Raw genomic sequence first — 25,545 nt, 5'->3', positions numbered from 1 at the left:
AAAACTCGAAACTATTCAGTCATGGCTTAGAGATTAGATGACCCAAAATAAAAAACACATAGTAATTAACTATGTGTTTTTTATTTTTAAATCCGGCATTTTTTAATTACTTACGTAACTCCGCACCAAATTTCTCTTCTACCGTTGTTAATACACGGTTATGTGCTTCTGTTACTTCTTCGTCTGTTAACGTACGTTCTGCATCGAAGTAGGTCATAGAGAATGCAAGTGATTTCTTGCCTTCTTCCATTTTTTCACCTTCGTATAAGTCAAATAGTGTTACTTCTTTCAGAAGTTCTCCGCCAGCTTCAGCAATTACTTGCTTCATTTCACCAGCTTTTGTTTCTGTTGTTACAACAACAGCCATATCACGTGTCATAGATGGGAAACGTGGAATTGCTGAGTAGTAAGTTTCCTCTGCGTCTGCACCGAATACTTTTACAAGAGATAGTTCGAATACGAATGTATTTTTCACATCTATTTGTTTTTCGGTTTCTGGGTGCAATTGACCGATGAATCCGATTACTTCGCCATCTAATACGATGTCAGCTGTACGGCCTGGGTGCATACCTTCACGTTTTGCTGGTGCATATGTGATTTGGTTGGCAACGCCTAGTACGTCGAATAATCCTTCTAGCACACCTTTCACAACGAAGAAGTCTACAACTTTCTTCTCACCTTGCCATGCATGGTGAAGAGCCAGACCTGTCATAACACCTGCAAGATGTTGTTCTTCTTTCGGAAGTTCTCCTGCTTCTGTTGGTAAGAAAACAGAACCTACTTCGTATAAAGCAACGCTATCGTTTTTACGTGCAACATTGTATGAAACTGCTTCTAACAATTGTGGCACTAAGCTTAAACGAAGTTGGCTACGCTCTTCGCTCATTGGAAGTGCAAGATTTACAGGAGCTTTTTCGTTTGGCTCAACCATATATTGTTTCGCTTTGTCAGCGCTTGTTAATGAATACGTGATTGCTTCATATAAACCAGCGCCTTCTAAGAAGCGGCGTACTTTACGACGTTTCGTTTGTGCCGATGTTAATTTACCACGTGTCATCGTTCCAGAAGGTAATGTAACTGGAATGTGGTCATAACCGTATAGTCGACCCACTTCTTCTACTAAGTCTTCTGAAATTGTAATGTCAGGACGACGTGCTGGTACATTTACATGGAATGTTCCTTCAACTTCTGTGAATGGGAATTTTAAGTTTGTGAACATTGTACCCATTTCACTTGCAGAAATATCTGTACCTAATACACGGTTTACTTTTTCAGCAGTAACAGATACTGTACGCTCTTGTACTTGTAAGTTATCAGCTTCTACTACACCTTCAAGTGCTTCACCGCCAGCGTATTTTGCCATTAAAGCAGCTGCATGTTGAATCGCTTCAAATGTGCGTGTTGGGTCGATCCCTTTTTCGAAACGTGCACTTGATTCACTACGAAGACCTAAATCTTTTGATGTACGGCGCACAGTTTGTCCCGCAAAGTATGCAGACTCGATTAGAACGTTTACTGTGTCATTTGTAACTTCAGAATCAGCTCCGCCCATTACACCAGCAACAGCTAAAGCTTTTGTGCCGTTTGTAATTACAAGGTGGTGGCTTTGTAATGTACGTTCTTGATCATCTAACGTTTCAATTTTTTCGCCTTCTTTTGCAAGACGAACAACGATTTCTTTTGAACCTAATTTATCGTAATCAAATGCATGTAACGGTTGACCGTATTCCATTAAAATGTAGTTTGTAATATCAACTACATTGCTAATTGGACGAATGCCAGCTGCCATAAGACGAGTTTGCATCCAGATTGGTGATGGACCAATCTTTACGTTTTTAACCATTTTTGCAATATATAATGGGTTTTCTTCTTTCGCTTCTACACTTACAGAAATGTAATCAGAAGTTTTTTCTGCTGTTTCTTGTAAGTCGATAGCTGGAAGTTTTACTTCACGGCCGTAAATAGCAGCTACTTCATATGCAACACCTAACATGTTTAAGCAATCTGCACGGTTTGGTGTTAAACCAAGCTCAAGTACTTCATCGTGTAAGTTTAAAATTTCAAGTGCATCTGCACCAACTTCAGCGTCACTTGGGAAGATGAAGATACCATCTGCATATTCTTTTGAAACTAACTTTCCATCAATACCAAGCTCTTGAAGTGCACAAACCATACCGTGAGAAGCTTCACCGCGTAGTTTTGCTTTTTTAATCTTGAAGTTACCAGGAAGTACAGCGCCAACTTTTGCAACTGGTACTTTTAAACCTTTTGCAATATTAGCAGCACCACAAATAATTTGTACTGGCTCTTCTTCACCGATATCAATTAAGCATTTGCTTAATTTATCAGCTTCTGGGTGTTTTTCACATTCTAATACGTGACCAACTACAACACCTTTTACACCTTTATTTAATACTTCAACGCCCTCTACTTCAATACCACTTTTCGTGATTTTGTCTGCTAGTTCTTGTGCTGTTACATCTTTAATATCTACATACTCTTGTAACCAACGATATGATACGAACATATTTATCCTCTCCTTCCCTTACGCTCGTTTGAATTGTTGTAAGAAACGTACATCATTTGTATAGAAATGACGAATGTCATCTACGCCGTATTTCAACATTGCGATACGCTCTGCGCCCATACCGAATGCGAAACCTTGATATTCTTTTGAATCATAACCAGCCATTTCAAGTACGTTCGGGTGAACCATACCTGCGCCTAAAATTTCAATCCAGCCAGTTCCTTTACAAGTGCCGCAACCTTTGCCGTGACACATCATACAAGAAATATCCATCTCTACAGATGGCTCTGTGAATGGGAAGAAACTTGGACGAAGACGGATTTCACGATCTTCACCGAACATCTTTTTCACGAATACTTGCAGTGTACCTTTTAAATCACTCATGCGAATGTTTTTATCAATTACAAGACCTTCAATTTGCATGAACTGGTGTGAATGCGTCGCATCATCGTCATCGCGGCGATACACTTTACCAGGACAAATAATTTTAATCGGGCCTTTTTCTTTATTATTTTCCATCGTACGTGCTTGCACAGAAGATGTATGTGTACGTAGTAACGTTTCTTCTGTAATGTAGAATGTATCTTGCATATCACGCGCTGGATGATCTTTCGGTAAGTTTAATGCTTCGAAGTTGTAGTAGTCTTTTTCTACTTCTGTTCCTTCAGCTACTTCATAACCCATACCGATAAATACATCTTCAATTTGTTCAACAACAGCTGTTAACGGATGGTGACAACCTGTCTCAACAGGACGACCTGGTAGTGTAACATCAATTGTTTCAGTAGCCAATTTCGCTTCAATCACTGCTTTTTCTAAGTTACCAATTTTGTCGTCTAGACGCGTTTGAATCGCTTCACGTACTTCATTTACTAATGCTCCCATACGTGGACGCTCTTCTGCTGATAATTTTCCCATGCCGCGTAATACTTCTGTAATTGGGCCTTTCTTCCCTAAATACGCTACGCGTACATCGTTTAAGCCTTTTAGCTCTTTCGCTTCTTCAATAAGCTCTAACGCTTTTTGCTTTAGCTCTTTTAAACGTGCTTCCATTTGGAACCCTCCTAATTTTAAAAATAAAAAAACCCCGCTCCCAAAAAGGGACGAGGTAAATTCGCGGTACCACCCTAAATTGACAGAACAAGTCTGCCCACTCATTAGTTATAACGATCAATTCTGACCGGAACGCCTTTACATATAAATGGTCCTGGCGTCAACTCCAGAGGTGAATTCACTTCCGTCTACCATAAGAATGCTTTCAGTCTATGGCACTCTCTCCCTATATGGCGATTTTGTAAGCTACTCTTCTCTATCAACGTTTTTCGTTATTTAACTTTTATTGTATGTTCATTACAAACATATACTTCAACTTATTATAAGAAGTTTTTTATTTGTTCGCAACCGGGCTTTGTAAATAATACGTTAAAATCCCTGCTGCAACTGCAACATTTAATGATTCTGCCCCGCCATAAATTGGAATATACAAGTTTTGATCCGTTTTCGCAAGAATTTCTTGGCGTACGCCGCTTCCTTCATTTCCTACAATTAATGCAAAACTTCCGGCCGGTGTTACTTCACCATACGGAACTCCATTTTCAAGAGCTGTTCCATATACAGGGACGTTATTTTCTTTTAACTTGTCTACCCATTCTTCTAAGTTCCCTTTTACAATTGGTAAGCGGAAAATAGAACCTTGTGTAGAGCGGAGTACTTTACTATTATAAACATCAACGCATCCTTCTCCAAGCACAACGGCATGAATACCAGCTGCATCAGCTGTACGAATGATCGTTCCTAAATTACCTGGGTCTTGAAGGCCGTCTAATAAAAGAAACTTCCCATCAGTAAGAGCTACTTCTTTCTCATGCTTTTCACAAACAGCAAATACACCTTGCGTTGTTTCTGTTTCACGAAGTATTTTTACAATTGCTTCAGGCACAATATACATTTCCACATCATTAACTGTCCAATCTTTCGGAAGATCTGTCTGATCAGAAACGATAAGTTCTGTTACAACTCCCGCCTTTAAAGCTTCCTCTACTAAATGGAATCCTTCTACAAAAAATAAACCTTTTTTATCGCGCTCTTTTTTCGTCTGCAGCTTTTTCCACTGCTTCACACGCGGATTTTGTACTGAATCAATGTTTTTCATAATATGTATTTCCCTCTCTTCTTGTCTTATCATTATAGCCTATTTTTCATACATATTTACATAAAAAAGAACAAAAACTAACGTCAGTTTCAATTCTGAAGAAGAGGTGAAAATCATGAGTTTTAATTTACGCGGCGCTGTATTAGCGAATGTAACTGGGAATTCACAAGACCAATTACAAGAAACGATTGTCGATGCAATTCAAAGCGGTGAAGAAAAAATGCTTCCAGGTCTTGGCGTTTTATTCGAAGTCATTTGGAAAAATGCTGATGAAAATGAAAAACACGAAATGTTAGAAACACTGGAGCAAGGATTAAAAAAATAAGCAATTTGAAAATCACCTTAGCATAAGCCGAGGTGATTTTTTTACGAAAATTTTTTTCTTCTCCTAAACATTTCTACTTTACTAACGCTGATTGATGGAGTACAATGTTCAAAATACATTTAAACCGATCGATTTTCTTCATATACACCATTAGATAAAAGGAGTGAATGTTTTATGCACCGTATTACGCTTGAACAAGTTTTTAAACATCACATTACACAAAAATATGTAAACCGTTCTGGAATGGTCCACGCGATTGCTGTCGCTTACCATGCGTTTCACCTAGCTAAAAAGCATCACGCCTCAGTCGATGCTGCGACAAAGGCTGGTTTCCTTCATGATATCGGACACCATACGTGGTACACAGGCGGCGAATGGGACTATGACTTGTATAAAAAGAATGATATACATGCAATTAAAGGAGCAGAAAGAGCTCATAAATTGCTTATTAGATTAGGAGAACATCCGAAACTAGCAAAAGAAATTTCTGTTGCAATTCTTCTGCACACCGATTCTTTCCTACTAGAACAAACGCTTGAAAGAACACCTCTACAAAACGTTATTAAGTGGGCGGATGAAGCCGATGAGGAACCGGGTGGCGCACATCATTATAGAACGATTTCTTATGAAAAAGCATTGAAAGCTATCCAACAATTAGACCGATTGGTAGAGCGTGAATTGCAAATAGAGCAATCGAAATCGAATAGCAAGGCAAAACATAGTTATCAATGAGAAAGAGGCATCACTACAGAGTGATACCTCTTTTATTATTTCCCCCTAAAAAACAAACGGAATATTTCAAATTCGAATCTTGTATGTAATATTTAAACGTAACATTCCAAATTCAAATCAACTATAATTTTATATATAAATATAAAGAGGTGATTTGAACATATGCAACCCGCTACACAAATTCCACACGAACAGAAAAACTCTATGTCATGGTTACAATTTCTTGGAGTTTTATTCATTCTCTTTCCGTGTCTCTCATTAATAAATATACTCTTTACATTTTTACCTATTGAGTTATATGGATATATTAACCCAGATACAAATAAACCTTTGCTTGAATCTATAAAAAATGTAAGTTATGAATTAGTTGCCCTACTTTTACTAATCGTATATATCATGAAATATAAACCACTGAAAGAACTAGTATTACCTACATTCGATTTTCGAGTTTTAAAATCTTTTCAGATGTACATCTATGTTCTCATTTATTATGTACTCACCCTGTTTGTAGATATGTTTGTACTAGATAAATTATTCCCTTCATCCGTACAAGAACAGTCTGATGCATTACAACTTTCAACACTAGAGCACTATCCACTTCTCTTACTTCTAGCTGGTGGGATTTTTGCACCTATTTTTGAAGAGCTTGTATGCAGAGGTATTCTTCTTCGTTTTTTCGAAGAGAAGTTTACCTTTTGGCCAGCTGTAATTCTCTCAAGTTTAATTTTCGGTATTGCTCATACGTACTCTGTGGGAGTTATGATTAGCGCATTTATGACGGGAATATTTGCTTGTTTATTGTACAAACAAACTAAATCTATTATTCCCGCTATACTATTACATATTTTGACTAATATAATCGCCTTTTCAACGTAAAAAAGAGGTATCATCCCGATACCTCTTTTACTCTTTTATAACAACTTCAAACGCTTCTCCCGTCACACTATCCCCTAGCTTTTCTAAGAGCCAATAACATATCATCCATACATTCCTATCAAATTATTCATATTTATTTACAATATCCAAAATAAACCTCATGTAGTAAAATATTACTTAATTAACATAAAGGCGTTTACCTATGTTAATTAAGTAATATTTGGATGCTTTTTATGCCACTTCTCATGTTGTGCGGAATTGCTGGTGGTATTTTTTTAGTGGTAACCGGAATTATTCATCGTAAATTCCTTGCTATTTTAATGGGGATTATTTGCTGCTCATTCGTTATAATGCCTTTTATTTGTTTGAACAAAGGTATAAACGGAGAGGATGTTCTTCATATTCCAGCGGTTCTATATTGGATGCTTTTCTCTCTAGCTGGTTTATTAGCAGGGATTAATGGGGCACGTTCAAAAATTAAAAGTATACGTAATATGGGATTCATTATTTTCTCGTTAGGACTGTTCGCAGCTATTTGTTATCAGCTCATGTCTATGCCTGATTCATATTTCATTCATTAAGGAGTTATTACACATGGAAGTTACCGGATTGTTAGTTTGGATTATCTTAGGCCCTATTTTGATGCTATGTGAAGTCATCGTGGGCATTTTTTTAATTGCTGCCGGAATTAAATACCGAAAATTACTTACCTTTATAGCGGGATTGATTAGCATATCGCTTATCGTTGTTCCTATCATTTGTATAGGCTATGGAATAGATTTAGAGCGGATGCTCCCAATTTCAGGAACTTTATATTGGAGCTTCTTCCCTTTAGCCGGACTATTAGCTATTATAAGCGGGAGACAATTCACACATATTCGTTCTATGGGGATAATTTTGTTTATAACGGGATTATGCTCTTTGACTGCTTATCATCTTTTATATTTAACTACATAAAAACATAAAAAAGCAGGGAAATTAATTCCCTGCTTTTCTATTTGGTTTATTGCCTGATGGTAAGAAGAACGATAACACCCAAGCAATACCGGCTAATATTGTTGCAATTAAGAAGGCATCGTTAATGCCATTAATCGCAGATAGCTTAGAAATTTGTCCGAATAATAGTTGCGTGCTCATCGCATCTCCTGCTTGAGCTGATCCGGCTAATGCCGCTAAGCTTTGGCCCATACCGTGTACTTTATCAACTAAAATCGGGTTTGACGTTGTTAACATATTGCCATAATCCGCTACGTGAGCAGTAGTTTGTTGCGTCATAAGCGTAATTAATATCGCCGTTCCAATTGAACCAGCTACTTGTCTTGACGTATTTTGCGTTGCTGTACCGTGAGAAATTAATTTCATCGGTAACGCGTTCATACCAGCTGTCATAATTGGCATCATAATGAATGACATACCAATTGAACGTATAATATAATCCGTCATAATAACGCTATACGGTGTATCCATTGATAACGTTGTAAATTTATATGTCGCAAATGTTGTAATGGCTAATCCGACAATTGCTAACGGACGAATACCATACTTATCAAATAGTTTACCTGCAACTGGTCCCATAATCCCCATAATTAATGATCCCGGAAGGAGTAGTAGACCAGATTCCATTGGCGTAAAGCCGCGAATATTTTGCAAATATACTGGAAGTAATAACATACCTCCGAATAATGCCATCGTTACGATTGCGTTAATTACTAATGTGAAAGTGAACGTTGGATATTTAAACACTTGTAAATCAAGCATTTTATTGTCCGTTGTTAACTCTCTCCAAATAAATACTGCTAAACCAATGACACCGATGATAAGTGTTATAACAACTTCTGCACTAGTCCAGCCATTATTTCCAGCTTCACTAAATCCGTACAATAAGCTTCCTAGTCCAATACTTGAACTAATAACACCAAATACATCTAACTTTGTTTTAGACACCGGCTGTGCTAGTGTGAAGAATTTTAAAGATAAGAACGTAATAATTAAACCAATCACAAACATACCGTAGAACATTAAGTTCCAGCTATAATTTTCAATCACCCAACCTGTAATAGTTGGTCCGATAGCTGGCGCTAAAATCATTGCTACCCCTAGTAGTCCCATCGCTGCTCCGCGCTTATGAGGCGGGAATAATGTCATGAAGATATTCATACCAACCGGCATTAAAATACCTGCACCAACCGCTTGAATAATGCGGCCCGTCATCATCATTGTAAAGTTACCTGATGTAGCACAAATGATAGATCCTACCGTGAAAAATAACATTGCCGCTACGAATAATTTACGATACGTAAATCGCGAAACTAAAAAGGCACTAATCGGTACTAAAATTCCGTTTACAAGCATGAAACCTGTAATTAACCATTGGGCCGTTGAAGTTGATACGTTAAATTCGTTCATTAATGGAGGCAACGCAACATTAATGATTGTTTGGTTTAAAATAGAAACGAACATACCAAGAATTAATACAGCTACAACTGCCTTTACATTCACATTCTCTACCGGCAATTGTCTCTTCAGCATTTCTTTTTCTTGCTTTACTTGCTCTTGCTTCCCTGTTTCTAATTCCACTACGTTAGAAGCTTCTATTTCTTGTTTTTGTTCAAGTTCTGTTTCTGCTTTAGTTACCTCTATTTTACTTACGGCTGGGACTTGTTCTTCTCCCATATTCGTTTTTTTCTTTCGTAAAAGACGATTTACAAGGAAGAAGACGATTATACAAAATAGTGCATATCCTACAATTGCAATTGAGGACATCTCATCTCCCCCTTACTTATGAATACGAACTGACACATTCATTCCAGGAACAATATTTACTGATTTACTATGATCTAAAGAAATTTTAACTGGTACAACTTGCTTTACTTTCGTATAGTTCGCTGTTGCGTTACTTGATGGTAACATCGAGAATGTATTCGCTGTTGTTAATCCAACTTGTTCTACTTTTCCTGTTAACGTTGTATCTGGGTATGCATCTACATATACATCTACTGTTTGACCTTTTTGAACATCATCAATAGTTGTCTCTTCAATGTTTGCTGTTACCCATAAATTACTCATATCAAATGCGTATGCAATTGGGCTACCTGCTCCAACGAACGCGTTTGTTGTTGCGTTTGATTGTACAACCGTAGCATTTTGCGGAATTGTTACGTCTACTGTTTGTTCGCCATTTGCTCCTGCTACAGTGACAGCACCTAATTTATCGTTTTCATTGTAGTTTTTTCCTACTTCAGCTTTCCAGTCTGTTAACTTACCTGCTACTGGTGATGCAATCGGAATTACCTTTCCGTCAATTTTTGCATTGTCTGTTTTTAAATAATTTTCTGCTTGATTGTAGTAGTAATAACCGCCGATACCGCCGCCAACTAATACAATTAATGTGATAATGTTGATAATTACCATTCTTCGAAACTGATTCATTGCATTCCTCTCCTTATATCGCATATAATTTTTTTCTAAACTATTTACATCCTTATTGTTTATATTGCTTAATTGTTAATTATATTAACTTTTAAACAAAAAAATCACACCCTTTGCAGTACAAACCTTATTTCGTCTGTCTGCGAGCGGTGCTGATTTCTGAAGGACTATCGTTTATAATTATAAATAATTATGCCGAATCTACAACCAACAATTTAAACCTATATGTTGTTTAAACAACATTACACTATATATGTGTTGTTTAAGTTAAAAAAATTAAACGAGGTGAAGTAAAATGTCTATTAAAAATACAAATGATCCACGTGTAAAACGAACGAGACAACTCATACAGGATGCTTTTGTCGCTTTAGTAGGCGAAAAGGGCTTTGAAAATGTAACTGTGCAACATATCGCGGAACGCGCTCCTGTAAATCGCGCTACATTTTATAGCCATTACCATGATAAATATGATTTATTAGACAAAAGCATAGAAGAAATGCTAGAAAAATTAGCTGAAGTAATTAAACCACAAAATCGAAATAAAGAAGATTTTCAGCTCACTTTTGATTCACCGCATCCAACTTTTTTAGCTTTGTTTGAGCATATCGCAGAAAATACTAATTTCTATAACGTTATGCTCGGCGATAAGGCAGCTGGAAACTATTCTTATAAAATGATGAAAACAATTCAAACACATTTAACATTAAGCTTATCTATTTCCCAGCCAGATGATGAAGACCTTATGGTCCCTCGTGATATTCTTATTAGTTATGTTACAGGCGCTCATATCGGAATGATTATGTCATGGTTAAAAAGAGGCATGATTTATACCCCACATTTCATGGCAATGCAATTAACTCGCTTAATTATTTTAGGAGCCCATACTGCAGCAGGATTAGAAAGACCGTTTTAAAAATGTAAAAAGCGAAGGAGGTTATCCTTCGCTTTTTTCTATTAATTAAATGTAATGTTATGTACAGCCTCTTTATCAAGACGTTTAATAACTTCTACAATTAACTTTACTGCATTTTCATAGTCATCACGGTGTAACATTGCCGCATGAGAATGAATGTAGCGTGTCGCAATCGTAATTGCCATAGACGGAATACCGTTTACAGAAATGTGAATTGCTCCTGCATCTGTTCCCCCGCCGGCTACAGAATCATACTGATATGGAATTTGTAATTCATCAGCAACATCAACTACAAAGTCACGTAAACCTGTATGACCAATAACAGAAGCATCATATAAAATGATCTGCGGTCCATCGCCCATTTTACTTTGCGCTTCTTTTGACGTTACACCCGGTGTATCTCCAGCGATACCAACATCTACTGCGAACGCGATATCTGGTTTGATATAATTCGCAGATGTTTTCGCACCACGAAGACCAACTTCTTCTTGTACAGTCCCAACGCCGTATACAACGTTTGGATGTTTTTCATCTTTTAATTGTTTTAATACGTCAATTGCAATTGCACAACCAATTCGGTTATCCCATGCTTTTGCAAGTAACATCTTTTCATTCTTCATTACTTGGAATTCAAAGTAAGGTACAACCTGATCTCCTGGTCTTACGCCCCACTCCATTGCCTCTTCTTGGCTAGAAGCACCAATATCGATGAACATGTCTTTAATGTCAACTGGCTTTTTACGAGCTTCTGGAGGTAAAATATGCGGTGGTTTCGAACCAATCACACCTGTTATATCTCCTTTACGCGTTACAATTGTTACGCGCTGTGCCAGCATAACTTGCGACCACCAGCCACCAACCGTTTGGAAACGAAGGAAGCCTTTGTCATCAATTTGCGTAAGCATAAAGCCAACTTCATCTAAATGACCTGCAACCATAATTTTCGGGCCGTTTTCTTCCCCAACTTTTTTCGCAACTAAACTTCCTAAATTATCAGTAGAAAGTTCATCTGCAAACGGCTCAATATATTTCTTCATTACTTCACGTGGTTCGCGCTCATTACCCGCAATACCTCGTGCGTCTGTTAATTCTTTTAGCATTGTCAATGTCGCGTCTAATTTTGTCATTGCCAACACCCTCCTTTTTCTTCAGTCACTTTATTATACAAAAGGAAATTGAAATATTCAAAAATTAACTTAGTATCCTTGTGTTTGACGCTGATGATTTACTTCATTTTTGTCTAAATACGCCTTTTCAATCTCTTCTTGTTCAAATTCAAGCGCTTGTCCAAGGCGAAGATAACTTGTAAATAGTTCAATATAGTTCGTAATAGAAGGTTGATCTGTAAATCGAATCACTTTTGCATATGTGTCTAAGAAAATTTCTACTTGTGTTTTATTCGTTTGCGCACATTTATAGAATAAGAAGTTTTTATCAATTCCTAAATCGATTCCGATTGACAAGATAAAATGCAAACCATCTACGTACTCTTCTAATATTACTTCACGCTCTGATGCTGGTTTATTGCTCCAATATTTAAAACAACGTGTTTCATTTGCAAGTTCTCCAATTTCTACAAGAAGAGCTAACATTTTTTCTTTTAACAATTTTTTCGGTTGTAAGTCATGTTCTTTCACAATACGGTCATCTAATTCTTTTTGTAGTTTAAATAGTTGTAGTAAGTCCATTCTATTGTCCTCCTCCAACATCGCATTTTACGCAACAATGTTGTTTCATCTCAAAGTTCATTATTATTTTTCAGTTCTTATTAACAAGTCAGCTACCTAACTCTTTATAAAATAGCTTGTCCTTAATTTGCAAATACGTTTCAATCATCGCTATTCGATTGTTCACCTCATTGGTGATGGCTAATATTTAGCCGAGGATAACACCACACTGGTTAAAGTTTTACTTTATCTGATGAAAGTTCCATATCATCTTTCCATTATAGCAGTGTCGTTTCTGCTAGGAAAGATACTCTTCTTTCCAAAGGAGCATAAATAAAAAAAAGCCAGGAGGATTCTCCCGACTTTATACACATATTCTTCTATATCACTATAGTTTTCGCATTGATTTTGTCATATCGATAACGATAATAAGTAAATGATTTTGCAAATCATTTACTATTTGCCATGAATGTAAATAAAAAAACCTTAGAAGAAAAATCTTCTAAGGTTTCAACTAATTAATTAGTTAATGTTGTTTTTTGCAACTGTTGCTAATTCAGCGAAAGCTTTTTCGTCATGAACAGCTAAGTCAGCAAGCATCTTGCGGTTAACTTCGATGCCAGCATTTTTAAGACCGTGCATTAAGCGGCTGTAAGAAAGACCATTCATACGAGCTGCTGCGTTGATACGTGTAATCCATAATTTACGGAAGTCACGTTTCTTTTGACGGCGGTCACGGAATGCATACATTAGAGATTTCATAACCTGTTGGTTAGCAACCTTGAATAATGTATTTTTAGAACCGTAATAACCTTTTGCTAATTTTATTACTTTTTTACGACGTTGACGAGTAACTGTACCACCTTTTACTCTTGGCATAATATTACCTCCTAATTGTTCTATATATCAGCCGAACTTATTTTAAGTTGTCAAGCATTTGACGAATGCGTTTGAAGTCACCAGCGCTTACTACACCAGCTTTACGTAGTTTACGTTTAGCTTTTGTAGATTTGTTAGCGAATAAATGGCTTGTGTAAGCGTGAGAACGTTTCAGTTTACCTGATCCAGTCTTTTTGAAACGCTTTGCAGCGCCGCGATGAGTTTTTTGTTTAGGCATAGGTATTTCCTCCTCTATCTATTACTTATCGTTTTTCGGTGCTAAAACTAAGAACATACTACGTCCTTCCATTTTAGGCTTAGATTCGATTGTACTAACTTCAGCACAAGCTTCTGAGAAGCGATCTAAAACACGTTGACCGATTTCTTTATGAGTAATGGCACGTCCTTTAAAGCGAATTGACGCTTTAACCTTGTCGCCTTTCTCTAAAAACTTGATAGCATTACGAAGTTTTGTGTTAAAGTCGTGTTCATCAATTGTTGGACTTAAACGAACTTCTTTCATGCTGATTACTTTTTGATTTTTGCGCTGTTCTTTTTCTTTCTTCTGTTGCTCAAAGCGGAATTTACCGTAGTCCATAATGCGGCATACTGGCGGTTTCGCATTTGGAGCAACTAATACTAAATCAAGATTAAGATTTGCAGCTAAGTCTAAAGCGTCATTACGAGACTTGATTCCAAGTTGATCGCCATTTGCACCAACTAAACGTACTTCACGTGCACGAATTTGCTCGTTAATCATCATATCCTTGCTAATAGTAAGCCACCTCCAAGGTTTTCTCAGAATACGTTTTGTAATTGTAGAACCCGAACAAAAAAAGCGCGGGCATACGGCACCCACACTTGTAAGATCTTAAGTAAGAAATACATTTACCTGCTAACTGCGAATGCGTCCATCAGGTGAGAAGCGGGTGCTTCTACTTGTTCCAAAACCATATTCTATTATCCTTGATGAGTTTATCATAGGACATGACGTCTGTCAAGAAGACGCGATGTGTTTTACTAACAACAAGAAATATTGTAACAAACAACTAACATACTTGCAATACTTTTTTATGATAAGTATTGTTTGGTTATTTTTTCTAAATTTAATTATTTATAATACATAAGAAAGCCGCGGTATACCGCGGCTCTTTCTTATCGTTTTCCTTCTACTTTAATCATGTCAACAAAAGCATCTAATGCAATTGTTTCTGATTTTTGTTCACCATATTTACGTACGTTTACGCCGTTTTCAGCCACTTCATTGTCACCTACTACAAGCATGTACGGGATTTTTTGCATTTGTGCTTCACGGATTTTGTAACCAATTTTCTCTTCACGAGTGTCTAATTCAACACGGATACCAGCACGTCGTAATTCATCTTGTACTTTCTTCGCATAGTCTAAATGCACTTGCGGAGAAACAGGAATTACTTGCGCCTGAACTGGAGCTAACCAAGTTGGGAATGCACCTTTGTATTCTTCAATTAAGAAGGCAACGAAACGTTCCATAGTTGATACAACACCACGGTGAATTACAACTGGACGATGTTGTTTACCATCTTCACCAACGTAAGATAGTTCAAAGCGTTCTGGAAGTAAGAAGTCTAATTGTACAGTTGAAAGTGTTTCGTCTTTTCCAAGAGCAGTACGAACTTGAACATCAAGTTTTGGACCGTAGAATGCCGCTTCACCTTCAGCTTCGTAGTAATCAAGACCCATTTCATCCATAGCTTCTTTTAACATACCTTGTGCTTTTTCCCACATCTCATCATCAGCATAGTACTTTTTAGTATCAGCTGGGTCACGATAAGATAGACGGAATGAATAGTTCTCTAAACCGAAATCTTTGTATACTTCTAGAGTTAAGTTTACAACACGCTTTAACTCTTCTTTAATTTGATCTGGACGAACGAAAATGTGCGCATCATTTAAAGTCATTCCGCGTACACGTTGTAATCCAGATAACGCACCTGACATTTCATAACGGTGCATTGTTCCAAGTTCCGCAATACGGATTGGTAATTCACGGTAGCTGTGAATATCATTTTTATAAACCATCATATGGTGAGGGCAGTTCATTGGACGAAGAACTAATTCTTCATTATCCATTTCCATTGATGGGAACATACCATCACGGTAGTGGTTCCAGTGACCAGAAGTTTCATAAAGCTCTCTACTTCCTAGTACTGGAGTGTATACGTGATCATAGCCTAAGCTTGCTTCTTTATCAACGATGTAACGCTCGATAATACGGCGGATTGTAGCACCTTTTGGTAACCAAAGTGGTAAACCTTGTCCTACTTTTTGGCTATTAGTAAATAGTTTTAATTCTTTACCTAATTTACGGTGATCGCGCTCTTTTGCTTCTTCAAGCATACGTAAGTGCTCATCTAATTCTGCTTTCTTAACGAATGCAGTACCGTAAATACGTTGCAACATTTTATTATTGCTATCGCCGCGCCAGTAAGCACCAGCAACGCTTAATAATTTAAATACTTTAATCTTCCCTGTAGATGGAAGGTGAACACCACGGCAAAGGTCGAAGAATTCGCCTTGCTCATAGATTGTAATAACTGCATCTTCTGGAAGATCGTTAATTAAATCTAATTTTAACTCATCGCCGATTTCTTCAAAGCGACGAAGTGCTTCTGCACGTGGTACTTCATGACGAACGATTTCTAAGTTCTCGTTCACAATTTTTTGCATTTCTTTTTCGATTTTCTTGAAGTCTTCAACCGTAATTGCTTCTTCCATATCAATATCGTAGTAGAAGCCATTTTCGATTACTGGACCAATGCCAAGCTCAAGCTTAACATCTTTATATAAACGTTTTAACGCTTGTGCTAAAAGGTGAGCTGTTGAATGGCGTAAAATGTATAAGCCATCTTCAGAATCTAATGTAATAATAGAAACTGCACCATCTTCTTCGATTGGTGTAACAAGATCGATCATCTCATCGTTTAATTTTCCAGCCACAGCTTTTTTCTTTAAGCCTGGGCTAATAGAAGCTGCGATTTCTTCAGTTGTTACGCCTTTTGGAAACTCCTTCACAGCTCCATCAGGGAAAGTAATTTTAACTACATCTGCCATCACTGGTCACTCCTCTTTTTTTTCAAAATAAAAAACACTCATCCCGTAAAAAGGGACGAGTGTTGAATTCGTGGTTCCACCCTTGTTCCAATTAACCTTATTGTTAATTGCTCAAGTTCAACATAACGGTGTTGTCCGTTAGCAATTACTAGAAAAACGTTCACTGCTAAAGTTTAGAGGTGGTAAGTAATAATCCCGTACTAGGAAGCTCACACCCTAAGGCTTCCCTCTCTGAAAATCGTAGATAACTACTCATGTCCTCATCATGACATTTCAATATATTTCATTTATGTAGGTAATTATATGCTCAAAAACTTAGAAAATCAAGGGCGTTACCTTTATTTTTTAAATTTTTCACATTGCGCTCAAACTCATGTAATCCATGCAATTGGACCCGTTCTTGAAATACATTTCGCAAAGTTACAATCATGTTATGATCTTGTTCTTTCGTATATAAATAAATCTTTTTCGGCGAAATAGAAAGAAGTGGCGCAATTACTTTCGTATCGATATATACATCCTTTTGCTTTAATAATTCTTCATCTATATATTGGACCAATCTCTCCTGTTTTAAACGTCTACCTTTATCATCATAGAAAATAAAACTTTCATCAAAAATAAGATGTACACAGGACAAACGTGATTTCCGGCCACTAACTTGTTGACGAAGGGTCTCAATGAACATTTGGTATTCTTGCTCCATTTTATACTCATCAATTGCAACTTCAGCAAGTCTGGCTACCATTTCCCTATATGTACGAAGGCGAAAACGGACATATGATGAAAACGAGAATGAAAGCGGATCACAAAGCCAATCATTTAAAGATGACATAATATATGTCTCAAATTTATGACGCGTTAAATCATGAGCCACTCCTTTTCTTCTTTCTTTTAATATCTCCTGTGCCATATGCAAGATTTGATGACACTCTTCTTGTTCTTCGTAAAAAAACTTTTCCTTTAAAATGGTATGAATCCATTCATTTTGTTTCACATTCATAATGAAATATAGTAGTACTGGCAATAAAATCTTTTCAATATAATTCGATTCACATAGTGGTATATGAATAATAACCTTTTGCCCATCTAAATATACACTTGTTTCCTTGTATAAAGATTCCGTTCTTTTCGTTAGTTGTCTGTATACGTGCGCAGCATCATTTTTTTCTTCGAAGCAAATTTCAATCACTTTTGTCCCCCCTTTTATCCCCGCTCTAAAGGATTGCATCTATACGTTACACATCCTATAAGAGTCCGATCTGTGGAAGTTCACTCTTAGTAGAAATATATCTCCCATCGTTAGAAAATCCACTCGATATGGCTTGCTAATTTTATATATATTAAGGGGGAGAGAAAAAAATGATACAAGCTACTATGAATTTTCAACAATTTGACCATTATGATAAAGTGAAACTTTAATCAGTGGGGGTTTTGTTCATCCCCTACTGATTATTAGCCCTCACGAATTAGGATAAACGGACGGTATTAAGATGTTTGAGTATATAAAAGATTCCTCCGTCATATGTAAACCGCTTAAGAGTTACTACATCGTTATGAAGAAAGCATTAGTTTTAGACACCTTGAATACTTTAATCTTATCGCCAAGAAATCATCACTATAATAAAAAAAGAGCAAGCTTCTCAGCTTGCTCTTTTACTTATGACGACGGTTCTTCCCACCAATTGGAATTGGCTTCGCTAAATATTTAATTCGTTCCATAATACGTGCTGCTTTCATTTGTTCTGCCTCACCGCGTTGTGTATACGTTAAATGATGTTCCAACTCCTTGAAATCAAAGTTAGACGTAAAGAACGTCGGTAAGTTCTCTAACATACGGAACTGCAAGATTGCGCCAAGCACATCATCACGTACAAAACTTGACATCGCTTCTGCTCCGATATCATCTAACATTAATACTTGTACGCGTTTAACTGCATCAATCTTTTCACCAATCGAATTATCTTGAATCGAACTTTTAATTTCACGTAGAAATTCAGGGAAGTATACGAGCATCGAACTAATTTTCTTTCGAGCAAGCTCATTTGCAATTGCCCCTAAAAGATACGTTTTCCCTACACCAAATTTACCGTACAAATATAAACCTTGTACTTTTTTACCTGGTTCGAATGTGTTTAAAAATTCATTCGATGCACCTATTGCATCAATACGTGCATCTAAATCTGAAGGGTCTAAATTTTCCATAGTTGCCTGTAAAATGTCAGCTGGCATATATACACTTTGAACAAGTTTTTCATATTTTTTTCTCTCATCATATGCTACTTTTCTAATGCAACGATCGTATTGAATATCAATCATCTTACCTTGGATGACGAGCTTCGGCTCATATCCTTCTAGCATGTTTTTACATGATCCTAAATCCGGACAATCCGCACACCCTACACTTTGTCCAATATATTCATACAACTTCACAAGGCTACGCTCAATCATAGAAGTCGTTACTTCACCTTTATGTTCGTCTATAAATGCTTTCACACGCGGATGCGCCATCACTTCTGTCTTTAAGACTTCATATCTATTTTTAAAATTTTCATTTTCCATTAATTTCGTAAATGAATTTTGAATATGCTCCATTTCCTCACCTCAAAGAGCGTTCATTCTCTTTTATTAATCACGCTTATATTTTTTCAACACTTCTTCTAATCGCTTCCGTTCATCTTCTAACGAACTTGTATTTTTCTCAACACTCACGTCCGTTTTCACAGTTTCTTTCACTTCTTCTTTCGGCTCTTCTTTAAGCCAATCTGGTACCATTTCTCTTCGCACTGTTTTCTTCGCCGTACGACCTTTTTTCTTCGTCTCAGCCCACTCTTGATATTGACGGTTTTCTTCTTTCGCTAACGCCATCGCTTCAGCTACTGTACCGACCTTTTTTCGTGCCCAATGTCCAGCAATCTTCTCAACATACGTTTTCGCAAGTTTCATATCTGAGCGTAGCATAACATAATAAATAAGTACATTCACAACCCCCGGCGTTAACTTTTGATTTATCATTACATCCTCAACAATTTGCAAGTCTGCTTTCGTTGCTTCTGCACCGCCCGAAATTTCTTTCAATAGTTGTTTTGGCGATATTTCCTCTAACTGCTTCATCAGCATTTCTTCTTGCGTAGATGGCTCTTTCTCTTTCATCGTACGCGCGGCATGAGGTTGCACTCTTTCACTTAATATAGGTAAAGTTTGACCATTTTCAAATTGATACCAATCACGAGCTCCTTTTCGAAGTCTTTCGATATCAATTGTTTGCACCTCTGTCACCGTACCAAGAACGATATTTTGCATTGATAACACATCCACACCATACACATAAGCGAGTGTAATGACACATTCTCGTACTTGATCTGTAATTGCCTTTTTAGGAACAAGCGCTGATAATCCCTCCACAAATAAAGAGAAATCAAAGAAATCATTCCAAACTTTCGGAGCATCCCCTTTCTTGTTACTTGGCATAGTTGTCGTTTTCGGGATACGAAGTTCTTCTTGCGCATGCTCAAACTGACCTGGGTTAAATGAATCAAATACATCGTTGAAGGAGCGCGTAACATTTTCATAAGAAGCAAAATCAAATTCTTCTTCTAAGAAATATTGCTTTACTTGGTTATATTTTGTCCGACTCAATCGATTGTATAAAAAGATACTTAAAACAATATCATCAAAAAACTGCTTCGGAGATAACGGTGGTTGCAACTCATATATAAACATTCGAATATCTTTTTCTTTTTTAATATATACATTTAAAAGCCCAATCGCCTCTAACTTTACTCGTTCCTCATATATTTCAGGAAGTTGCATTTGCATGGTCACCATAAGGGAGTGATGTGTATTCTCTTTTCCAAATACACGATCTTGCTCTAACTCTCCCCATAGCGTCATGTATAAGCTAAAAGCTCTACTACCTATTAATGGCTGATACAACATTGTTAAAACTTTTCGGTCGTAATTATGTAACAACCCTTTCGCACTTACCTTATAACGATCAATCGGTAATAGCTCCATCCATGACTGTTTTTCCATTCTTGCTTTTCCTTTCTCTCATCCAATCTAACCTATATTTCACTCGTTCTATCTTTATTATATAATTCCTTAGCGAAAAAGAGCTATTAGCTTCCGCTTCTAGCTCTCTTATCTCATTTACTTACAGTATATAAAGAGAATATACTACACCTTCTACTCTCTCTCTTTTTGCAGTATATCTTTTAATTCTTCAATAAATACATTTAAATCTTTAAATTGACGATACACAGAAGCAAAACGTACGTAAGCAACATCATCAATATCACGAAGTTCTTCCATAACAATTTCACCAATCATATCACTTTTCACTTCCGATATACCTAAGTTACGAAGTTCACGCTCCACACTTTGTGTCACTTCCTCTAACTGCCTTAAAGATACAGGTCTTTTTTCACACGCTTTAATTAAACCGCGTAAAATCTTCTCTTTATTAAACTCTTCTCGTGTTCCTTCTTTTTTAACAACGATAAGAGGTGATTCTTCTACTCTTTCAAATGTTGTAAAGCGACTTAAACAACTTTCACACTCTCTTCTTCTTCGAATAGAGCGTCCCTCGTCTACCGGACGCGAATCTAACACTCTTGTGCCATTATGAAAACAGGATGGACAACGCAATTCATTCACTCCTTTACAATATAATCTTTATTTTTTCGCTACTCACCTACATGTGAAAATATATATACAATATTATATAACTCATTCTTATATACTGACCACTCTAAGTTATTACATATCATGATCCTATTTTATATAAACTAAAAAAGAGGTGCATTATACACCTCTTTACATTTTAAATCAATTATGTTCTTTTTTAAAGAGCTTTTGTTTCTCTCTGCTTAATCTCGAAGCTACCAGTGCCTCGAGGAAGCTCGATGCTCTCACGCGTTTTCGCGTTTAAACCTTCTGCAATATATTCTGCAGCAACATTTGGATCAATACGATCCCCACAAGTATAAACATCAATACTTGCGTAACCGTGCTCCGGAAAGCTATGAATTGTTAAATGTGATTCCGAGATAATTACTACTCCACTTACACCTTGTGGTGCAAATTTATGAAAAGCAACCTCACGTACTTCAGCACCAGCTCTTAGTGCTGCATCCACAAATAATTGTTCAATATACGGCATGTCATTAAGCTTGTCGAAATCGCAATCCCAAAGTTCAGCGATCACGTGACGACCCATCGTATCCATAGTATCCATTCTACAGTTCCCCCTTGTAAATTTATTCTAACTGTTCGAATTGAAAACTAATTTGCAATTTGGCTTGCTCCACTACCACGGGGGAAAGTTAGTCCAGAGAGGTCCTAACCCTTTAAGTAGTGACTACGTACCTCAGCTCTTAAGTTTACGAGTGTTAGTATACTTTGTTTATTTTCATTTTGCAACAACAGTTTTTTCGATTTTCTGTCATATTTTCCTCTTTACTTTTCCCTAAAAAAAATTAATGATTCACGAATACAGTAATCCCAACGTTTCGTGGTATGTCCACTTTCCAAAATATACTCATATAATTTTTTTCCTTTTCAGAAAAAATTAAAAAGAGAGGGCAAATTTTCACTTGCCCTCTCCCTCGTTCACTTAAATATGTTGCACATTTTTTTGTTTCGCTAATTCATCAACAACTAACGTTACAAGATCTACAACACGACGAGAGTAGCCCCACTCGTTATCATACCAAGCAAGTACTTTCACTTTACGATCACCCATTACCATTGTAGACAAACCATCAATAATAGCTGAGTGTGTATTTGTATTAAAATCGATAGACACTAAAGGCTCTTCACTAAATTCTACAATTCCTTTTAATGCACCGTTTGCAACAGTTTTGAACGCTTCATTAATATCTTCAACTGTTACATCACGTTTTACGTCTACTACTAGGTCAACAAGAGACACGTTTGGTGTTGGTACACGAAGTGCCATACCATGAAGTTTGCCGTTTAAGTGCGGAAGAACTTTTGCAAGCGCTTTCGCAGCACCTGTCGTTGTCGGAATAATTGATTGTCCGCAAGCACGTGCTCTTCTTAAATCTTTATGTGGGTTATCAATATTTTTTTGGTCATTTGTATAAGCATGAACAGTCGTCATTAAACCGTTTTCAATTCCGAACTGCTCATCTAACACCTTTACAACAGGCGCTAAACAGTTTGTTGTACAAGATGCATTTGAAATAACAGTATGTTTTGTAATATCTAATTGGTCTTCGTTCACACCAACTACAATTGTTACATCTTCATTTTTACCAGGCGCTGTTAAAATAACTTTTTTCGCTCCAGCTTCAACGTGAAGAATTGCTTTTTCTTTCGAGTTAAATTTACCAGTTGCTTCAATTACAACTTCAACACCTAAATCCGTCCAAGGCAATTCCTTTGGATCGCGGTTGTTTAAAAGGCGAATCATTTTCCCATCAACTAATAAGTGATCCTCAAATGCTTCTACTGTTCCGTCAAACTTACCATGAACTGTATCATATTTAATTAAATGTGCTAACGTTTCTGATGGATAGCTTGCATTGATTGCTACAATTTCGAATGCGCTTTCTTTTATTGCTTGACGAAATACCATTCTCCCAATACGTCCAAATCCATTAATTGCCACACGAGTCATAATATGTTATCCCCCTTGAATGCGTTATACTATTTATCTCCAATCCCAATAATAGTATAACACAAAAAGGAGATATGTCACTAAGCATTTTCATTAATTTCACAATTTTTTAGTTAATAATGTTCCACTTCTTCAAAATTACCTGTAATTGTGTTTTCGTTCCCATAATTGTGCCGTCATTATTTATCACTTCATCTGCACGCTTTACTTTTTCTTCTAATGGCATTTGAGATTGAATACGTGCCGTTGCTTCTTCTTCTGAAAAATTATTCCGTTTCATTAAACGTTCTAATTGCGTACTCGGCATAACTGCTACAACTAAAATACGATCAACGAGATTTGTTAATTTACTTTCAAACAAAAGAGGGATATCTAACACAACCGCTTGCATACCTTCTTTTATGTACATCTCCTTTTGTGCATTCATTTCTTCACGTACCGCAGGATGTACAATTTTGTTTAACTGCAATCGTTTTTCTTCATTATAAAAAACAACACTTCCTAATTTAGGTCGATCAAGCTCCCCATCTTCTTGTAACACTTCCGTTCCAAATACCTCTACAATTTTGTTATATGCTGGCTTTCCTCGTTCTACAACTTCTCGTGCAATAATATCAGCATCAATAACTGGTATATTTAGTTCACGAAACATTTCTGATACCGTACTTTTTCCGCTTGCAATGCCTCCCGTTAATCCAATTACTACTGTCATAATAATCCTCCTCATAATAAAAGGCGCGAAACTAATGTTCCACGCCCATACTTACATTTTCCAAATTCCAATAATAATGAGTAATACCCCAGGCAGGAATGTAAATTTTTGTAACCACTTCATATTCGATAAAACCGTACCAAGCTTCATTCCAATAAATAAAAATAAAGAACTCATAACCGCGACTAATATCGCCATCATAGCAGGTGCATAACCTAATAAGGATGCACCAATTCCAGCACCAAACGAATCGACAGAAAGAGCAATACCGAGAAGTAGCGCTTCACCTGCAGATATAGTTCCTGATTTATCAAAATCCGCAACAGTCGGTTTCCTCAAAATTTGAATCACTAGCCCTAGAGAAGCAATTTCTAATTTCCAAACCTTCTCCTCTTGCTTCGGTTCTTCTTTTTTATCACTCCGAAAAAATTGATATAATACCCAAATCCCGATTCCAATAAGAACAAGCCCACCGATACGCGTTGCGATAACAGGTGAAAATATTTTCGCGATCATATGTCCAATTCCCATGGAAACGAGCATGACAGCCGCTGAACAGATCCCGATAATTATAATTGATCTTAGTGGAATTCTTACACTCCTTAATCCGTATGTTAGCCCTACACTACAGCTATCTAAGCTTAATGTAAAAGCTAATAAAATAAGAGATAAATAAAGGTACATCGGTAAGCTCCTCCCTTATACATAGCTCTGCTGTATGTATATGACAAATGCCTATCCGATGTTATCTCTTTTCTATATTCTAGGCTGACAAATTGGGCAGTAATGTGTTCCCCGGCCGCCAACAACTGTTTTTTCTAAGATCGTACCACAAGTCACACATGGTTCTCCTTTTTTTCCGTATACATTTAGAAGTTCTTGGAATGAACCAATTTGCCCTTGTGAATTGATATACGTTCTAATTGTACTGCCGCCTCGCTTTACTGCTTCGCCTAGCGTTGTAACAATTGCTTCGTACACTCTTTCTATTTCTTCTTCTGTTAAAGACGCTGCTTCTCGTTCTGGGTGAATTTGAGAACGGAATAACACTTCATCTACATATATATTTCCAAGTCCCACTAAAAGACGCTGATCTAATAATACAACTTTTATTTTACGATTTGTTTTTTGCAATCTTTCTTGTAAATACTGCGGTGTCAATTCAGCATCAAATGGCTCCGGGCCTAAGTCAGCAAGAGGCATTTGATTCAACTCTTCACCTTTCTTAAAGAGATGCATCGTACCAAACTTTCTCACATCTTTATAATGTAATTCAGTTCCATCTGTAAATAAGAAACGGACGTGCGTATGTTTATCAATTGGCTCATCCTCTTGATGAAGTAAAAACTTACCTTCCATACGCAAATGTGAAACAATGACATAATTCGTTACATATAAAAGCAAAAACTTTCCTCTTCGCTTTATATTTTCAATCGTCTCGCCTCTTAGCATTTCTTTAAAGATTTCTGCATCATCCGGTCGTTTTACTATTTTTGGATAAGTAATAACGACATCTTCAATCGTTTTTCCTGTTACAAGATTTTCAAGCGTCCGTCTAACGTTTTCAACCTCTGGTAATTCTGGCATTTCATCACGT

26 protein-coding genes and 3 other annotated features are annotated in these 25,545 nt (G+C 36.8%); of the genes, 6 read left to right on the top strand and 20 right to left on the bottom strand.

Annotated features, from left to right (window positions below; all coding sequences use genetic code 11):
- Positions 1-106: 106 nt before the first annotated feature.
- The 3 genes from pheT to BAU23_RS22770 form a co-directional block, all read right to left on the bottom strand.
- Positions 107-2,527: a phenylalanine--tRNA ligase subunit beta gene (gene pheT / locus BAU23_RS22780; RefSeq protein ID WP_071735183.1), complete on the bottom strand. Its 2,421-nt coding sequence runs from the start codon at positions 2,525-2,527 to the stop codon at positions 107-109.
- Positions 2,528-2,545: 18 nt separating this feature from the next.
- Positions 2,546-3,580 (bottom strand): phenylalanine--tRNA ligase subunit alpha, encoded by a 1,035-nt coding sequence (gene pheS / locus BAU23_RS22775; RefSeq protein WP_000388217.1) that lies wholly within the window; start codon positions 3,578-3,580, stop codon positions 2,546-2,548.
- 43 nt (positions 3,581-3,623) lie between these two features.
- Positions 3,624-3,852, bottom strand: a binding site (T-box leader).
- A gap of 62 nt (positions 3,853-3,914) precedes the next feature.
- A complete protein-coding gene (locus BAU23_RS22770; protein ID WP_002077446.1) occupies positions 3,915-4,712 on the bottom strand; it encodes a TrmH family RNA methyltransferase in 798 nt (265 codons plus the stop codon).
- An 82-nt stretch (positions 4,713-4,794) separates the two neighbouring features.
- Between BAU23_RS22770 and sspI the strand changes: the two genes are divergently transcribed.
- The 5 genes from sspI (at position 4,795) to BAU23_RS22745 (ending at position 7,569) form a co-directional block, all read left to right on the top strand.
- Positions 4,795-5,004, top strand: coding sequence for a small acid-soluble spore protein SspI (sspI, locus tag BAU23_RS22765; protein WP_000009515.1), 210 nt, complete (start codon positions 4,795-4,797; stop codon positions 5,002-5,004).
- Positions 5,005-5,178: 174 nt separating this feature from the next.
- Positions 5,179-5,736, top strand: a complete 558-nt coding sequence (locus tag BAU23_RS22760) for an HD domain-containing protein (protein WP_000554808.1) — start codon at positions 5,179-5,181, stop codon at positions 5,734-5,736.
- A 162-nt stretch (positions 5,737-5,898) separates the two neighbouring features.
- Entirely contained in the window at positions 5,899-6,612 is a 714-nt protein-coding gene (locus BAU23_RS22755) for a CPBP family intramembrane glutamic endopeptidase (protein ID WP_001182102.1), read from the top strand.
- A gap of 233 nt (positions 6,613-6,845) precedes the next feature.
- Positions 6,846-7,193, top strand: coding sequence for a hypothetical protein (locus BAU23_RS22750; RefSeq protein WP_016130315.1), 348 nt, complete (start codon positions 6,846-6,848; stop codon positions 7,191-7,193).
- Between the two features lie 13 nt (positions 7,194-7,206).
- On the top strand, positions 7,207-7,569 hold the full coding sequence (locus BAU23_RS22745) for a hypothetical protein (protein WP_000454109.1): 363 nt from the start codon (positions 7,207-7,209) through the stop codon (positions 7,567-7,569).
- 21 nt (positions 7,570-7,590) lie between these two features.
- On the opposite strand, the gene BAU23_RS22740 is transcribed toward BAU23_RS22745, so the two are convergent.
- Together BAU23_RS22740 and BAU23_RS22735 are read right to left on the bottom strand one after the other, a co-directional pair.
- Positions 7,591-9,375 carry a DHA2 family efflux MFS transporter permease subunit gene (locus BAU23_RS22740; protein ID WP_000094775.1) on the bottom strand — a complete coding sequence of 595 codons (1,785 nt, stop codon included), beginning with the start codon at positions 9,373-9,375 and terminating at the stop codon, positions 7,591-7,593.
- A 12-nt stretch (positions 9,376-9,387) separates the two neighbouring features.
- Positions 9,388-10,041 carry an HlyD family secretion protein gene (locus tag BAU23_RS22735; RefSeq protein WP_001071405.1) on the bottom strand — a complete coding sequence of 218 codons (654 nt, stop codon included), beginning with the start codon at positions 10,039-10,041 and terminating at the stop codon, positions 9,388-9,390.
- Between the two features lie 295 nt (positions 10,042-10,336).
- Between BAU23_RS22735 and BAU23_RS22730 the strand changes: the two genes are divergently transcribed.
- Positions 10,337-10,954, top strand: a complete 618-nt coding sequence (locus BAU23_RS22730) for a TetR/AcrR family transcriptional regulator (protein WP_000023662.1) — start codon at positions 10,337-10,339, stop codon at positions 10,952-10,954.
- Positions 10,955-10,995: 41 nt separating this feature from the next.
- Here BAU23_RS22730 and BAU23_RS22725 read toward each other — a convergent pair whose 3' ends face one another.
- From BAU23_RS22725 to mutM, 15 genes are all read right to left on the bottom strand, one after another.
- A complete protein-coding gene (locus tag BAU23_RS22725; protein WP_000163562.1) occupies positions 10,996-12,081 on the bottom strand; it encodes a M42 family metallopeptidase in 1,086 nt (361 codons plus the stop codon).
- 69 nt (positions 12,082-12,150) lie between these two features.
- Positions 12,151-12,642 (bottom strand): dUTP diphosphatase, encoded by a 492-nt coding sequence (locus tag BAU23_RS22720; RefSeq protein WP_000365057.1) that lies wholly within the window; start codon positions 12,640-12,642, stop codon positions 12,151-12,153.
- 501 nt (positions 12,643-13,143) lie between these two features.
- Positions 13,144-13,500, bottom strand: a complete 357-nt coding sequence (rplT, locus tag BAU23_RS22715) for a 50S ribosomal protein L20 (protein ID WP_001138362.1) — start codon at positions 13,498-13,500, stop codon at positions 13,144-13,146.
- 37 nt (positions 13,501-13,537) lie between these two features.
- Positions 13,538-13,738: a 50S ribosomal protein L35 gene (gene rpmI, locus BAU23_RS22710; protein WP_001125945.1), complete on the bottom strand. Its 201-nt coding sequence runs from the start codon at positions 13,736-13,738 to the stop codon at positions 13,538-13,540.
- A 21-nt stretch (positions 13,739-13,759) separates the two neighbouring features.
- The gene (gene infC, locus BAU23_RS22705) at positions 13,760-14,263 is read right to left on the bottom strand and encodes a translation initiation factor IF-3 (protein WP_000973214.1); all 504 of its coding nucleotides are present in this window, start codon (positions 14,261-14,263) and stop codon (positions 13,760-13,762) included.
- 63 nt (positions 14,264-14,326) lie between these two features.
- Positions 14,327-14,447 (bottom strand) — a sequence feature (ribosomal protein L20 leader region).
- Positions 14,448-14,655: 208 nt separating this feature from the next.
- Positions 14,656-16,593 carry a threonine--tRNA ligase gene (gene thrS, locus BAU23_RS22695; protein ID WP_000786078.1) on the bottom strand — a complete coding sequence of 646 codons (1,938 nt, stop codon included), beginning with the start codon at positions 16,591-16,593 and terminating at the stop codon, positions 14,656-14,658.
- Between the two features lie 48 nt (positions 16,594-16,641).
- Positions 16,642-16,869 (bottom strand) — a binding site (T-box leader).
- A gap of 31 nt (positions 16,870-16,900) precedes the next feature.
- Positions 16,901-17,782, bottom strand: coding sequence for a putative sporulation protein YtxC (gene ytxC, locus BAU23_RS22690; RefSeq protein WP_000569602.1), 882 nt, complete (start codon positions 17,780-17,782; stop codon positions 16,901-16,903).
- A gap of 464 nt (positions 17,783-18,246) precedes the next feature.
- On the bottom strand, positions 18,247-19,185 hold the full coding sequence (dnaI, locus tag BAU23_RS22685) for a primosomal protein DnaI (protein ID WP_000400122.1): 939 nt from the start codon (positions 19,183-19,185) through the stop codon (positions 18,247-18,249).
- Between the two features lie 33 nt (positions 19,186-19,218).
- Positions 19,219-20,625 (bottom strand): replication initiation and membrane attachment family protein, encoded by a 1,407-nt coding sequence (locus tag BAU23_RS22680; RefSeq protein WP_071735182.1) that lies wholly within the window; start codon positions 20,623-20,625, stop codon positions 19,219-19,221.
- Between the two features lie 153 nt (positions 20,626-20,778).
- On the bottom strand, positions 20,779-21,240 hold the full coding sequence (gene nrdR / locus BAU23_RS22675; RefSeq protein ID WP_001203686.1) for a transcriptional regulator NrdR: 462 nt from the start codon (positions 21,238-21,240) through the stop codon (positions 20,779-20,781).
- A gap of 196 nt (positions 21,241-21,436) precedes the next feature.
- Positions 21,437-21,820: an adenosylmethionine decarboxylase gene (gene speD / locus BAU23_RS22670; protein ID WP_002003660.1), complete on the bottom strand. Its 384-nt coding sequence runs from the start codon at positions 21,818-21,820 to the stop codon at positions 21,437-21,439.
- A 387-nt stretch (positions 21,821-22,207) separates the two neighbouring features.
- A complete protein-coding gene (locus BAU23_RS22660; protein WP_000198980.1) occupies positions 22,208-23,236 on the bottom strand; it encodes a glyceraldehyde-3-phosphate dehydrogenase in 1,029 nt (342 codons plus the stop codon).
- Positions 23,237-23,345: 109 nt separating this feature from the next.
- On the bottom strand, positions 23,346-23,948 hold the full coding sequence (coaE, locus tag BAU23_RS22655; protein WP_016130319.1) for a dephospho-CoA kinase: 603 nt from the start codon (positions 23,946-23,948) through the stop codon (positions 23,346-23,348).
- 51 nt (positions 23,949-23,999) lie between these two features.
- Positions 24,000-24,632 (bottom strand): sporulation membrane protein YtaF, encoded by a 633-nt coding sequence (ytaF, locus tag BAU23_RS22650; RefSeq protein ID WP_000281731.1) that lies wholly within the window; start codon positions 24,630-24,632, stop codon positions 24,000-24,002.
- A 72-nt stretch (positions 24,633-24,704) separates the two neighbouring features.
- On the bottom strand, positions 24,705-25,535 hold the full coding sequence (gene mutM, locus BAU23_RS22645) for a DNA-formamidopyrimidine glycosylase (protein WP_001114501.1): 831 nt from the start codon (positions 25,533-25,535) through the stop codon (positions 24,705-24,707).
- Between the last annotated feature and the right edge of the window lie 10 nt (positions 25,536-25,545).

The sequence above is a fragment of the Bacillus nitratireducens genome, assembly GCF_001884135.1.
In the GTDB taxonomy this organism is placed as follows: domain Bacteria; phylum Bacillota; class Bacilli; order Bacillales; family Bacillaceae_G; genus Bacillus_A; species Bacillus_A nitratireducens.
The sequence above is the reverse complement of the archived record's forward strand: the minus strand, read 5'-3'. Positions and strand labels throughout refer to the sequence as shown.

Bases quoted from the DNA above. Each gene is read 5' to 3' on its own strand.
- pheT (WP_071735183.1), bottom strand. From the start codon at position 2,527: ATGTTCGTATCATATCGTTGGTTACAAGAGTATGTAGATATTAAAGAT.
- pheS (WP_000388217.1), bottom strand. From the start codon at position 3,580: ATGGAAGCACGTTTAAAAGAGCTAAAGCAAAAAGCGTTAGAGCTTATT.
- BAU23_RS22770 (WP_002077446.1), bottom strand. From the start codon at position 4,712: ATGATAAGACAAGAAGAGAGGGAAATACATATTATGAAAAACATTGAT.
- sspI (WP_000009515.1), top strand. From the start codon at position 4,795: ATGAGTTTTAATTTACGCGGCGCTGTATTAGCGAATGTAACTGGGAAT.
- BAU23_RS22760 (WP_000554808.1), top strand. From the start codon at position 5,179: ATGCACCGTATTACGCTTGAACAAGTTTTTAAACATCACATTACACAA.
- BAU23_RS22755 (WP_001182102.1), top strand. From the start codon at position 5,899: ATGCAACCCGCTACACAAATTCCACACGAACAGAAAAACTCTATGTCA.
- BAU23_RS22750 (WP_016130315.1), top strand. From the start codon at position 6,846: ATGCCACTTCTCATGTTGTGCGGAATTGCTGGTGGTATTTTTTTAGTG.
- BAU23_RS22745 (WP_000454109.1), top strand. From the start codon at position 7,207: ATGGAAGTTACCGGATTGTTAGTTTGGATTATCTTAGGCCCTATTTTG.
- BAU23_RS22740 (WP_000094775.1), bottom strand. From the start codon at position 9,375: ATGTCCTCAATTGCAATTGTAGGATATGCACTATTTTGTATAATCGTC.
- BAU23_RS22735 (WP_001071405.1), bottom strand. From the start codon at position 10,041: ATGAATCAGTTTCGAAGAATGGTAATTATCAACATTATCACATTAATT.
- BAU23_RS22730 (WP_000023662.1), top strand. From the start codon at position 10,337: ATGTCTATTAAAAATACAAATGATCCACGTGTAAAACGAACGAGACAA.
- BAU23_RS22725 (WP_000163562.1), bottom strand. From the start codon at position 12,081: ATGACAAAATTAGACGCGACATTGACAATGCTAAAAGAATTAACAGAC.
- BAU23_RS22720 (WP_000365057.1), bottom strand. From the start codon at position 12,642: ATGGACTTACTACAACTATTTAAACTACAAAAAGAATTAGATGACCGT.
- rplT (WP_001138362.1), bottom strand. From the start codon at position 13,500: ATGCCAAGAGTAAAAGGTGGTACAGTTACTCGTCAACGTCGTAAAAAA.
- rpmI (WP_001125945.1), bottom strand. From the start codon at position 13,738: ATGCCTAAACAAAAAACTCATCGCGGCGCTGCAAAGCGTTTCAAAAAG.
- infC (WP_000973214.1), bottom strand. From the start codon at position 14,263: ATGATGATTAACGAGCAAATTCGTGCACGTGAAGTACGTTTAGTTGGT.
- thrS (WP_000786078.1), bottom strand. From the start codon at position 16,593: ATGGCAGATGTAGTTAAAATTACTTTCCCTGATGGAGCTGTGAAGGAG.
- dnaI (WP_000400122.1), bottom strand. From the start codon at position 19,185: ATGGAGCATATTCAAAATTCATTTACGAAATTAATGGAAAATGAAAAT.
- BAU23_RS22680 (WP_071735182.1), bottom strand. From the start codon at position 20,625: ATGGAAAAACAGTCATGGATGGAGCTATTACCGATTGATCGTTATAAG.
- speD (WP_002003660.1), bottom strand. From the start codon at position 21,820: ATGGATACGATGGGTCGTCACGTGATCGCTGAACTTTGGGATTGCGAT.
- BAU23_RS22660 (WP_000198980.1), bottom strand. From the start codon at position 23,236: ATGACTCGTGTGGCAATTAATGGATTTGGACGTATTGGGAGAATGGTA.
- coaE (WP_016130319.1), bottom strand. From the start codon at position 23,948: ATGACAGTAGTAATTGGATTAACGGGAGGCATTGCAAGCGGAAAAAGT.
- ytaF (WP_000281731.1), bottom strand. From the start codon at position 24,632: ATGTACCTTTATTTATCTCTTATTTTATTAGCTTTTACATTAAGCTTA.
- mutM (WP_001114501.1), bottom strand. From the start codon at position 25,535: ATGCCAGAATTACCAGAGGTTGAAAACGTTAGACGGACGCTTGAAAAT.